Raw genomic sequence first — 11,968 nt, forward strand, 5'->3', positions numbered from 1 at the left:
TTCGATGCCTCATCTCCCTGAGTCGGGTGCCCCGCCGTATAGCGTTGGCAGCTTGTACGTCGCCCATCACGGCTGGATACAGCGCTGGCTGGCGCGAAAACTCGGCAATGTCAGTGATGCCGCCGAACTCGCCCACGATGTGTTTGTGCGCTTGTTGGGCCACCCGCGTCAGTTCGACAGCGAGGTGCATGCGCGCGCGTACCTAAGCACGCTTTCGCGCAACGTGTGTGTGGATTTCTTTCGGCGCAAGCACGTGGAGCAAGCGTGGCTTGAGGTATTGGCGAGTCGGCCTGAGGAGTACGCACCGTCTGAAGAACACCGCGCCTTAGTGTTTGAAGCTCTGGTGCATTTGCAGGCAATGCTCGATCGCCTGCCGGTCAAAGTGTCAGAGGCGTTTTGCCTGGCGCATATCCAAGGTTTGAGCTATCGCGAGGTTGCGCTGCGCATTGGCGTGAGCGAGCGCACCGTCACCAAATACATCGGACAGGCCATGTTCCAATGCATAGCACTGGAAGCCGAATTGGACGGAGCGCTGTTATGAGCACCAACCCTGGCGGCCTCGACCATGCCACCTTGCAACAAGCCGCCGACTGGTTTGCCCGCCTGAGCGCAGAACCTAATGCTTTGCAGCTGCATGAGGCCTGGCGCCAATGGCATGCCCATAGTGAACTCAATCGCCTGGCCTGGAGCTATGTCGCACGCGTTGGGCAGCGTTTTGCACCGTTACAGGAGGATATCGCGGGGGCCAACCAGACGCTGGAAACCTTGCGCCATTCCCAGCGCTCACGCCGCCAGGTATTGCGCGGCTTGTCGATCCTGATGGGGGGTGCACTGCTGGGCTGGGGCAGTTGGCAGCAGCGTTGGCTGCCAGGGAACTGGACCACCGACTTTTACACCGGTACCACCCCACTGCGTGACCAGCGCTTGGCCGATGGCACACGCCTTTGGCTTAACAGCGGTACGGCGCTGGATGTGAATTTCAGCGCCGACCAGCGCGAATTGAAACTTTACAGCGGCGAAATCCTGATCAGTACCGGCAACGATCCTCGGCCGTTCGTGGTGGACACGCCGCAAGGTCGTCTACGCCCAATCGGCACGCGCTTCAGCGTGCGAGAACATGATGGCCGCACGTTACTCAACGTGTACGAAGGCAGCGTGCAGGTCAGCTGTGGCGTCACCCAACAAACTCTCGTCGTGCCAGCAGGTCAGGGTGTTAACTTCGACCGCCAAAGCCTGTCCACAACGCAACGTGCCCAGCCCGGGCGCGAAGCGTGGATAAAAGGGGTGTTGATGGCGAACGATATGCGCCTGGGAGACTTTATCGATGAGTTGGCCAGCTATCGCCATGGACATCTGGGGATTGACCCGCAGGTTGCCAACCTGAGGGTCATGGGTACCTTCCCGTTGGAGGACACCGATCAGGTACTGGCCATGCTCGAGCAGGTGCTGCCCGTGCGCATCGAGCGGCGATTTGCCTGGTGGGTCACGGTGGTTGCGCGCTGATATTTTTTCGCTCCCGTGCTTCCGGTTTTGAATTTTCATTCGAATTAGAGAAGGACAACGGCTTAATGCCTCCTTCGACCGGAACTGTTTATGCCCTCATTTCTGCGTAACTCACCACAATCCTTGGCGTTGACCATTACCCTGGCCTTGGCCATACCGGCTAGTCTGAGCGTAGCATCACCCGCGACAGCCGCTGGACAGGCAAGCGCGCAGCGTTTCGATCTGCCCGCTGGCGCCCTTGTCGACCAACTCAACCAGCTTGCCGCCCAATCCGGAATCTACCTGGCGGGCAATGCCGCGCTGATCGCCGGCAAGACAGGCCCGGCGCTGCACGGCAGCTACACCGTGGACCAGGCACTACACACTTTACTGGCAGGTAGTGAGTTGACGGTGGTGCAGACCGGCGAGCGACGCTATCAGTTGCAGCCAGGCGCGGGCGGCGCACTTGAGCTGGGCGCAATATCGATTTCCGGCAAGGCACCTGGCTCCACCACCGAAGCCACAGGCTCTTACACCACAGACTCCTCCAGCAGTTCGACGCGGCTGAACCTGACTCAAAAGGAAACGCCGCAGTCGGTCACAGTGATTACCCGTCAACGTCTCGATGACCAGAAACTCACCAACCTGACCGAAGTTCTGGAGGCAACACCCGGCATCACCGTATTACGTGTCGGTGTAGGCGCCGAGAACGATACTTACTGGTCCCGTGGCTTCCAGATCAACAACTTTGAAATCGACGGTGTGCCCACCTCATCACGCCTGGATAACAATACTCAGAACACCGCCATGTACGACCGCGTTGAAGTGGTGCGTGGCGCCACCGGCCTGATCAGCGGCTCTGGCACACCGTCGGCGACCATCAACCTGATCCGCAAGCGCCCGACTGCTGAGGCCCAGGCCAGCATCACCGGCGAGGCGGGCAGTTGGGATCGCTATGGTACAGGCTTTGACGTGTCAGGCCCCTTGAACGACAGCGGTAACATTCGCGGGCGTCTGGTGGTGGATTACAAGAAGCAGAATTCCTGGGTTGACCGGGTAAAAACCGATTCGCAACTGGTCTACGGTATTTCCGAGTTCGACCTCAGCGACGCTACCATGCTGACCGCGGGCTTCAGCTACATCAACAACCAGGTCAACGATCCTCTGCGGACCGGTTTCCAGATGTTCTACAGCAACGGTAACCGCACTGATTTTAGCCGTTCCGCCAACAGCGCTCCGGACTGGGCATACAACGACCGTAAGCAGACCAACGTTTTTACCTCCATTGAGCACCAGTTCAACAATGGTTGGAGCGGCAAGGTCGAAGTCAGCCACACCCAGAACGAGTTCGATGAGCTGATCAACTACATGAACGGCGATATCGACCAGGCAACGGGTGCCGGCGCCTACCTGTACCCCAACCGCTGGTCCGGGACCCCGCGCCAGAACAACCTGGACGCCTACCTGACTGGCCCGTTCAACCTGTTCGGCCGCGAGCATGAGCTGATCGCCGGCGTAACCATGTCTCAGTATGACGAAAACACCCCAAGTCACGGCGGCTGGTTCGGCCCGTGGACCGGTTACGACGGTACAGTGCCCAACATTTACAACTGGAACGGCAGCGGCGCCAATCGCCCTGACACCACGACTGTCGGCAAAACCCGTATCGAAGAAAACCAGTACGCGGCGTACCTCACCTCACGCTTCCACGTCACCGATGACACTGCCGTGATCCTTGGCGGCCGCGTGACCGACTGGAAACGCTCGAACGAAGTTATCAGCTACACGGATGCCAGCCAGAACTCCGAAAGCAAAGAAACCCGTAATGGGATTTTCCTGCCTTACGCCGGTATCGTCTATGACCTGAGCAGCACCTGGTCGCTGTACGCCAGCTATACCAAAATCTTCAATCCTCAGACCTATGGCATCAAAGACGATAACAACAAACCACTGGATCCGCAGGAAGGCACCGGTTATGAAGTCGGGATCAAGGGCAGCTTCAACGAAGACAGGCTGAACGCCAGCCTGGCCCTGTTCAAGATTGACCAGGACAACTTGCCGGTCTACGTACGAGCTCCAGACATCTATCGCGCAGAACAGGGCACGACGACCAAGGGTGTCGAGCTGGAGCTGAACGGTGAACTGAGTGAAGGCTGGCAGGCGTCAGCTGGCTACGCCTACAGTGTCAGCACCAACGCCGACGATGAGCGCATCGTCACCACCAGCCCACGCCACAGCCTGAAGACGTTCACGACCTATCGCCTCCCTGGCGTACTGGATAAGGTCACGGTGGGCGGCGGCGTGAATTGGCAGAGCAAGACTGGCATGGACTTGCACACGTTTGAACAAGGCAGCTATGCGTTGACCAACCTGATGGCCCGTTACGACATCAGCAAAAACCTCAGCGCCACGCTCAATGTCAACAACGTGTTTGATCGTTCCTACTATGCCTATGCTGACAGTTGGAGCGTATACGGGGCGCCGCGTAACTTCATGACGAGCTTCAAATACACCTTCTAAACCCAGCGAAAAGTTCGCGACGCAATACATCAAGCGCACCTGATATTCAGTTGCGCTGTTTTTCCTTACAAGGCAAAGGAGGGAAAACGCAAATGCAGCGACACACTGTAGATCTCTCAATGCTTGCGGCCCGGCATAGCTCAGTTGCCGACCATAGCCAAAATTGCGTCCGTCACATTTACCGATCAGTGCCATGATCGAACTGGTATCCACCGGAATCCGACAGAACGCCAAAACGAAAAAACCCGCCAGAAGGCGGGTTTTTCGGGGGTTTCAGAGATTTTGAAAGCGTTCTCTGGAACCTTGTATGGCTCCACGACCTGGACTCGAACCAGGGACCCAATGATTAACAGTCATTTGCTCTACCAACTGAGCTATCGCGGAATGCGCCGTATGTTACTGATTGAAAAGGAGAAGTCAAGCTTTCGGTGATATTTGTGCTCGCCGTGGGCGCACCGCGCAGGAAAATCATCGCTCCACTTCCTGTCACGACTCTGTCATACGTCAACGCCAACATCCGCAGATACCCTGCCCCTACCCTCTTCTTTAAGGACGACACATGCACACTCGCTCAGGCCCGCCAGCGGCAAAAACCCTGCTCGCCCGCTTTATCGTTATCGGATGCAGCCTGATGGCGAGCGCGTGTGACAGTGTGACCGGGAGCGCGCCTGCCGCTTCGCCTTCGTTCAAAACCCTGGACGGTGCACCGCCCCTGGTGATCGGGCATCGCGGCCTGCCGGGGCTGTACCCGGAAGAAACCCGGGCCTCGTATGAGCATGCGGCCGACGCGGGTGCCGATTCGCTTGAGCTGGACCTGCACATGACCAAGGACTGCGTGTTGGTGGCCCGGCACAACCCGTGGCTGAGTGACAACACCAACATCAACGACGTCGCGCAGACCAACCCAGAGGTTGCGCGCCGCAAGCGCACGGTTCCGGGCGTATTGGTTAATGTGAGGTATCCCGCCACCGCAGAAAATGGCCCGGCCCAGTACCTGAGCGACTTGACCAATCCCAACGATCCAAAATCGGTGTTGAAATCCCTGATCGTGGATGGCGAAGACCACACCAACGACTGGTCAATCAGCGATTTCACCCTGGCCGAACTCAAGCAGTGGCTCGGCGGCACGACGTACGATGCCCGCGACGAGCGCCCCACCGAACTCAACGGCAAGTTGCCGATCCTGAGCTTCCAGGAAGTGATCGACATTGCCAAAGCCAAAAGCGCCGCCACAGGCCGTGTGATTACCACCTACCCGGAAAGCAAAAACCCGATCTGGAACAACGCCCAGGCCATTGCCAATGGTTGCGGCGCACCGGGTACTCATCCGTTTGAAGCGGCGTTTCTCAAGACTCTGAAAGACAACGACCTCAATCGCAAAAACGCACCGGTGTTTGTGCAAAGCTTCGACCCGAACAGCCTGAAGTACCTGCGCTCTATCGGCCTGCAAACCCGGGCGGTACAGTTGGTGGATGGGAACGGTGTGAACTTCAAGACCGGCGAGACCATTTTTATCACCGACAAACCCAACACCTTCGTCAGCGGCCGGCCTTATAGCTGGACCGTCGCCGGCGACCCACGCGCCTTTGGTGCGATGCTGACGCCAGCCGGGTTGGCCGAGGTGAAGACCTACGCCGATGGCATCGGGCCGTGGAAGCCACAAGCGATGTTGCTGACCGCCGCCTCAGCGCAAAACCCAGGCTTGCCCGAGGTCGATACGTTCAAGCCCACCCGCCTGATCAGCGATGCTCACAAAGCCGGTCTGTTCGTGCATATCTTCACCTTCCGCAACGAAGCGAAGTACCTGGCCGGCGCCTACAAGGGCAACCCGGCGGCCGAGTACATGGCTTTCTTCCGGGCCGGTGTTGATGGTGTGTTTACAGATTTCACACCGACTGCCGTAGCTGCCCGAAACACCTACCTTAAAGAAGTCGCGCGCTAAACCGTGATGATGGCGGCCTTCCCGGCCGCCATTGCTCAGTCCAACTGCTCGATCACCCCACCCGCCTTGAGCTGCCTCAACTGCTCTGCCGACAACCCCAGCCGCTCACCAAGCACCTCATCCGTATGCTGGCCCAACATCGGCGCCGGCCTCACATACTCCACCGGCGTGCCCGACATCTTGATCGGGCTGCCCACCATGGCGAACTCCGGGTTCTTTGGATGCGCGATCTTCACCATCAACCCACGGGCAATCACCTGCGGTTCTTCCAACGATTGCGCGATGCTATTGATCGCGCCCACCGGCACTTTCGAAGCGTGAATGCTCGCCACCCACTCGTCCGCCGTGCGCCCCAGAAAGTGCGCCGACAGCAGTTCGACAATCTCCGCCCGGTGCGCAACCCGATCGGCATTGCGCCCAAAGCGCGGGTCTTGCGGCAGGTGCGGCAAGCCGATGCTGTGGCACAGCGCAACAAACTGGCTGTCGTTGCCGCAGGCGATAATGAAGTCGCGGTCTGCCGCGCGGAATACCTGGTACGGCACGATGTTGGCGTGGGCGTTGCCATAGCGTTCCGGCACCTTGCCCGAGGCCAGGTAGTTCATGCTTTGGTTGGCCAGGGTTGCCACTTGCACGTCCAGCAGTGCCATGTCGATGTGCTGGCCGACGCCGGTACGCTCGCGGCTGAACAGCGCAGCCTGAATCGCGACGGTGGAATACAGGCCGGTCATCAGGTCGGAGAACGCCACGCCGACTTTTTGCGGGCCGCCGCCGGGCAGGTCATCGCGCTCGCCAGTGATGCTCATCAAGCCGCCGATGCCCTGGATGATAAAGTCGTACCCAGGCTCTTCGGCACGCGGGCCGGTCTGGCCGAAGCCGGTGATGGAGCAGTACACCAGCCGTGGATTGATCTCGGCCAGGGTCGCGTAATCCAGGCCGTAGCGCGCCAGGGAACCGGCCTTGTAGTTTTCGATCAGTACGTCGGAACTGGCCGCCAGCGCCCGCACCAGTTCCTGGCCTTCGCTCGTGGCGAGGTCTATGGCCACGGAGAGCTTGCCGCGGTTGGTGGACTGGTAATAAGACGCCTGCCCGGACGACTCGCCAGTGTCGGTCTTCATCCATGGCGGGCCCCAGCCACGGGTGTCGTCACCGCTTTGCGGCCGTTCGATCTTGATCACTTCTGCGCCCAAGTCAGCCAACACCTGGCCACACCAGGGCCCCGCCAATACCCGGCTTAAATCCAGCACCCGCAAACCTGTCAATGCACCCATTATTCTTGTCCTGTGATGAATCGAAATCAGCCGACTGCCGGCTCTTGATGACGCAGTGAAATCCCCAGCACCGCACGCCGCCGCAGCCAGGGGCTGGGGCGATAGCGTGGGTCGTGGGTGAGTTCACTCATGCGTTGCAAAATCGTGAGGATGCGCCGTGGCCCAAGGGCATCGCCCCAGGCCAGCGGGCCTTGTGGGTAACCCAGGCCGAGTTGTACGGCCTGGTCGATATCGTCGACGCTGGCGATGCGTTGCTGGGCGATGTCGCAGGCCAGGTTGACCACCATCGCCAGAGTACGCTGGGCGACGAAGCCGACACTGTCGCTGATCACCGTCACACCCACGCCATCTCGGGCGAGCAGCGCGTGGGCGGCCTCGCGCATGGCGCTGGACGTCAGCGGGTTTTGCATCAGGGTGCGATGGCGCGACAGGTCGGTCAGCAGGTCGATGCACAGGGTGCGTGCCGGGTCGGTGTGGAAGCGCTCGCTGGCCGAGGTGGCGTCGAGGCCGTAAGGCGCCAGCAGGCACAACGCTTCAGGCGAAGGCTGCGCGGCGCTTTCAAGGTGCGCGCCCAGTTCGATCACCAGGGCGCTGAGGCGCTCGTAGTCGTCAGCGTTTTCGGTGGCGATCCACACCGGCGGAAATTGCTTGATGGAGGGCACCGGCTGCGGTTGCGGGCCGTCGAGCACCTGGCCATTTTCATAGCGGTAGAAGCCCTGCCCGCTCTTGCGCCCCAGGCGCCCGCCCGCCAGCATCTGACGGGTCAGGGGCGACGGTTTGTAGCGCGGGTCTTGATAGAACTGGTTGTAGATCGACTCCATCACCGGGTGGGAAACGTCGAGCCCGGTGAGGTCCAGCAGTTCCAGTGGCCCCATGCGAAAGCCTGCGCCGTCACGCAGGATACGGTCGATATCACCGCGCTCGGCAACGCCTTCATCAAGCATCTTCAAGGCTTCGGTGCCGTAGGCACGGCCGGCGTGGTTGACGATAAAACCCGGGGTGTCCTTGGCGCGCACGCCGCGATGGCCGGTGCGGGCGACGAAGGCCAACAGCTCATCGCCGACCTTCGGCGCAGTGGCCAGGCCGTCGATCACTTCAACCACGCGCATCAACGGCACCGGGTTGAAAAAGTGCAGCCCCGCCACGCGCTCAGGGTGTTGGCAGCCGGTGGCAATGGCCGTGACCGACAGCGACGAGGTGTTGGTGGCGAGGATGCACTGCGCGCTGACCACACCTTCGAGTTGCTGCAACAGGCCGCGCTTTGCGTCGAGGTTTTCGACAATAGCTTCCACCACCAAATCGCAATCGCGCAACGCTTCAACCGTGGCGGCGACTTGCAGGTTCGCAAGCGTTGCGTCCATCGCCACCTGGGTGATCTTGCCCTTGGCGGCCAGTTTCGAAAGCGTGGCGCCAAGGCTGTCCCGAGCGGTCTGCGCCGCACTGTCGCGGGCATCGAACAAGCGCACCAACACGCCCGCCTGGGCGGCAATCTGTGCAATCCCGGCGCCCATCACGCCGGTGCCTACCAGGCCCATGATCTTGATTGAATCGGTCATCCTTATTCCCCCAGGTAGTTCGCGGTGCGTTTTTCGAAGAACGCCGCGGCGCCCTCCTTCTGGTCTGCCGAATCGAACAGCAGTTGAAAGGCCTTGCGTTCCAACACCAGCGCGCTTTCCAGCGGCAAGTCGGCGCCGGCGAGCATCACTTCCTTGATCTGTTCCACCGCCAGCGGCGGCAAGGCGGCAATCTGTGCGGCCAGTTCCAGGGCGCGGGGGATGGTTTGATCATCCGCCACCACTTCGCTGAGCATGCCCATGGCCAGGGCCTCCGGCGCCTTGACCATGCAGCCGGTCAACGCGATACGCATGGCCTGGAACTTACCCACGGCGCGCACCAGGCGCTGAGTACCACCGGCGCCCGGCATCAGGCCCAGCTTGACCTCGGGCTGGGCGAACCGCGCCGACTCACCGGCCACGATCAGATCGCAATGCATGGCCAACTCACAACCGCCGCCCAGGGCAAAACCATTCACTGCGGCGATCACCGGCTTGGGGCAGCGGCTGATGGCTTCCCACAAGTACTCGGTGTGCCGGCGGTACATCTCGATCGGGCTGGCGCTGGCGAACTCCTTGATGTCGGCACCGGCCACGAAGAACTGATCGCCGCCAGTGAGCACGACGGCGCGCACATCACGACGCTTGGCCAGGGCACGAAAATGCTCGGCCAGCTCTTCGCGAACCTGGGCGTTCAAGGCGTTTTTCACTTCAGGACGGTGGATGCGTACCACGGCGACGCCATTGTCCTGGACGTCGAGGTGCACCACGGGTTGGTCGAGACTGGCCACAAGTTCTCCTGCTGCAATGTTCTTGTTAGTTCGGAGATAGACAGTTTCGCTATGCGAAACATCATTCCGTATTTAGCGATAATCATAAGGACCGACCTGTCGTGATGTAAACGTAAAAACCTGACCGACCGGCAAATCGGGCTATAACTTGTTGTTTAGCCGAGTTTTATTAAACAAAAAAGCGTTCCACTGGTGAGTTGCTTAGTTTCGCTGTGCGGAATACAATTTTGTTTTGTTGATTTTATAAAAAAAGGGGGACTAACATGCGCCGTCGAAACCTGGACCCGAGCACACCCGAAACACCGGCCGGCAACCACGCGTTCGAGCACTTGCTGATCGACCCGATGAATGCCGACGAGGAGGAAGACAAGGACCGCCAGTTCGTCACTGCCCTGGCCCGCGGCCTGGAATTGTTGCGTTGCTTCACCCCCAGCGAAAGCGTGCTGGGCAACCAGGAGCTGGCGCGCAAGACCGGGCTGCCAAAGCCGACGATCACGCGGATGACCCATACGCTGACCCGCTTGGGCTATCTCAAGCACCTGCCGCAGTCGGGCCGGTATCAGTTGGATGTAGGCGTGATGGCCTTCGGTTACGCGATGCTTTCCAACCTGTCGGTGCGGGCTGTGGCCCATCCGCTGATGGAGACGATGGCCAGCTACGCCCAGACCGCCGTTGCGATGGCCACGCGGGACCGCCTGGATATGGTGTACCTGGATGTGGTCCAGGGTGAAGCCAACATGACCATGCGCCGCCAGGTCGGCACGCGGTTGCCGTTGCACTTGAGTTCCGCAGGCCGCGCCTGCCTGGCAGCGATGCCGGAAAACGAGCGGGAATTTATCCTCGACCATATCCGCCAGCGTCATCTGGAGGACTGGCCGGGCATCAGGAAGGGCCTGGAACGCGCCTTCCGCGATTACACCGATTTTGGCTATTGCATGTCGATCGGTGAGTGGCACCGCGATGTAAACGCCATCGCCGTACCGCTGCTGCATGCACAACATGGGCTGCTGACGTTCAACTGTGGCGGACCGAGTTTTCACCTTTCCCGGGAGAAACTCGAGGACGACATCGGGCCCCGTCTCAAGCACATGGTGAACAACATCGAGGCCGCCGCCCGCTAGACAGATCGGTGCACGGCCTCGGCAGATTGACGATAACAGGCCCGCTGAACGGGCCGCTGAGGAATGCACATGATCCGAGACCCCGAAACGCTTCACCTGTTGCTGGAAACCCTCCAGCAGTTTGTCAACGAAGCGCTGATCCCCCGGGAAAACGAGCTGGCCGAGACCGATGACGTCCCGGCGGATATCGTCAGCCAGTTCCGTGAGCTGGGCCTGTTCGGCCTGACCCTGCCCGAAGCCTACGGCGGCCTCGGGTTGACCATGGAAGAAGAGGTCAACGTGGCCTTTGAGCTGGGCCGCACCTCGCCGGCATTCCGCTCCTACTTCGGCACCAACAACGGCATCGGCTCCATCGGTATCCTGCTGGACGGCACCGAGACGCAGAAGCAGCACTACCTGCCGAAGCTGGCCAGCGGTGAACTGCTCAGTTCGTTCTGCCTGACCGAACCGGACTCGGGCTCCGACGCCGCCTCGCTGAAAACCACGGCGGTGCGCGACGGTGACCACTACGTCATCAACGGTACCAAGCGCTTCATCACCAACGCCCCCCATGCCGGCATCTACACCGTGATGGCCCGCACCAACCCGGACATCAAGGGCTCGGGCGGCATCAGTGCATTCATTGTGGAGCGCAATACGCCGGGGTTGTCCCTGGGCAAGCGCGACCACAAGATGGGCCAGAAAGGCGCCCACACCTGTGACGTGATTTTTGACAACGTGCGCGTACCAGCCGACCAGTTGATCGGCGGCGTCGAAGGGGTGGGGTTCAAGACCGCGATGAAGGTGCTCGACAAGGGCCGCCTGCACATTGCTGCCGTCAGCGTCGGAGCTGCCGAGCGCATGCTCAACGATGCCCTGCACTACGCCCTGGAGCGCAAGCAGTTCGGCCAGCCGATTGCCGAGTTCCAGCTGATCCAGGCGATGCTCGCCGACAGCAAGGCCGAGATCTACGCCGCCCGCTGCATGGTGGTGGACGCGGCGCGCAAACGTGACGAAGGCCTGGATATCGGCACCGAGGCGTCCTGCTCGAAGATGTTCGCCACGGAGATGTGTGGCCGCGTGGCAGACCGCTGCGTGCAGATCCATGGCGGCGCCGGCTATGTGAGCGAGTACGCCATCGAACGGTTTTACCGCGATGTGCGTTTGTTCCGCCTGTACGAAGGCACCACGCAAATCCAGCAATTGGTGATTGCCCGCAACATGATTCGCGAGGCCAAACGCTAACGCTCGGGAACAACACAAAACCAATGTGGGAGCTGGCTTGCCTGCGATGGCATCGCCGCGGTGTTAC

General features: G+C 60.5%; 9 protein-coding genes, 1 tRNA gene and 1 pseudogene. 6 read left to right on the forward strand and 5 right to left on the reverse strand.

Features of this window, described 5'->3' with window-relative positions:
- The first annotated feature begins 4 nt into the window (after window positions 1-4).
- The 3 genes from ACZRN6_RS00075 (at window position 5) to ACZRN6_RS00085 (ending at window position 4,002) form a co-directional block, all read left to right on the forward strand.
- The gene (locus ACZRN6_RS00075) at window positions 5-541 is read left to right on the forward strand and encodes a sigma-70 family RNA polymerase sigma factor (RefSeq protein ID WP_322144176.1); all 537 of its coding nucleotides are present in this window, start codon (window positions 5-7) and stop codon (window positions 539-541) included.
- Entirely contained in the window at window positions 538-1,503 is a 966-nt protein-coding gene (locus tag ACZRN6_RS00080; protein ID WP_322144175.1) for a FecR domain-containing protein, read from the forward strand. The genes ACZRN6_RS00075 and ACZRN6_RS00080 overlap by 4 nt, the downstream gene beginning before the upstream one ends.
- Before the next feature lie 90 nt (window positions 1,504-1,593).
- On the forward strand, window positions 1,594-4,002 hold the full coding sequence (locus tag ACZRN6_RS00085; RefSeq protein WP_464006941.1) for a TonB-dependent siderophore receptor: 2,409 nt from the start codon (window positions 1,594-1,596) through the stop codon (window positions 4,000-4,002).
- Between the two features lie 108 nt (window positions 4,003-4,110).
- On the opposite strand, the pseudogene ACZRN6_RS00090 reads toward ACZRN6_RS00085, so the two are convergent.
- Window positions 4,111-4,197, reverse strand: a pseudogene (locus ACZRN6_RS00090) (integrase); the annotation flags it as partial.
- Window positions 4,198-4,310: 113 nt separating this feature from the next.
- Window positions 4,311-4,386: transfer RNA gene (locus tag ACZRN6_RS00095), tRNA-Asn, on the reverse strand.
- A 175-nt stretch (window positions 4,387-4,561) separates the two neighbouring features.
- Here ACZRN6_RS00095 and ACZRN6_RS00100 point away from each other — a divergent pair.
- Window positions 4,562-5,944, forward strand: coding sequence for a glycerophosphodiester phosphodiesterase family protein (locus ACZRN6_RS00100; RefSeq protein ID WP_464006942.1), 1,383 nt, complete (start codon window positions 4,562-4,564; stop codon window positions 5,942-5,944).
- A 35-nt stretch (window positions 5,945-5,979) separates the two neighbouring features.
- Here the strand turns inward: ACZRN6_RS00100 and ACZRN6_RS00105 are convergent, their stop codons facing one another.
- Genes ACZRN6_RS00105 through ACZRN6_RS00115 form a run of 3 tightly spaced genes read right to left on the reverse strand, consistent with a single transcriptional unit; the run spans window position 5,980 to window position 9,556 of the window.
- On the reverse strand, window positions 5,980-7,212 hold the full coding sequence (locus tag ACZRN6_RS00105) for a CaiB/BaiF CoA transferase family protein (protein ID WP_322144172.1): 1,233 nt from the start codon (window positions 7,210-7,212) through the stop codon (window positions 5,980-5,982).
- Window positions 7,213-7,238: 26 nt separating this feature from the next.
- The gene (locus tag ACZRN6_RS00110; RefSeq protein ID WP_464006943.1) at window positions 7,239-8,768 is read right to left on the reverse strand and encodes a 3-hydroxyacyl-CoA dehydrogenase; all 1,530 of its coding nucleotides are present in this window, start codon (window positions 8,766-8,768) and stop codon (window positions 7,239-7,241) included.
- Between the two features lie 2 nt (window positions 8,769-8,770).
- On the reverse strand, window positions 8,771-9,556 hold the full coding sequence (locus tag ACZRN6_RS00115; RefSeq protein WP_464006944.1) for an enoyl-CoA hydratase: 786 nt from the start codon (window positions 9,554-9,556) through the stop codon (window positions 8,771-8,773).
- A gap of 263 nt (window positions 9,557-9,819) precedes the next feature.
- On the opposite strand from ACZRN6_RS00115, the gene ACZRN6_RS00120 reads away from it, so the two are divergent.
- A complete protein-coding gene (locus ACZRN6_RS00120) occupies window positions 9,820-10,677 on the forward strand; it encodes an IclR family transcriptional regulator (protein ID WP_464006945.1) in 858 nt (285 codons plus the stop codon).
- A gap of 69 nt (window positions 10,678-10,746) precedes the next feature.
- Window positions 10,747-11,901, forward strand: a complete 1,155-nt coding sequence (locus ACZRN6_RS00125) for an acyl-CoA dehydrogenase family protein (RefSeq protein ID WP_322144168.1) — start codon at window positions 10,747-10,749, stop codon at window positions 11,899-11,901.
- Window positions 11,902-11,968 lie beyond the last annotated feature (67 nt).

The organism is Pseudomonas sp. A125 (genome assembly GCF_055409485.1).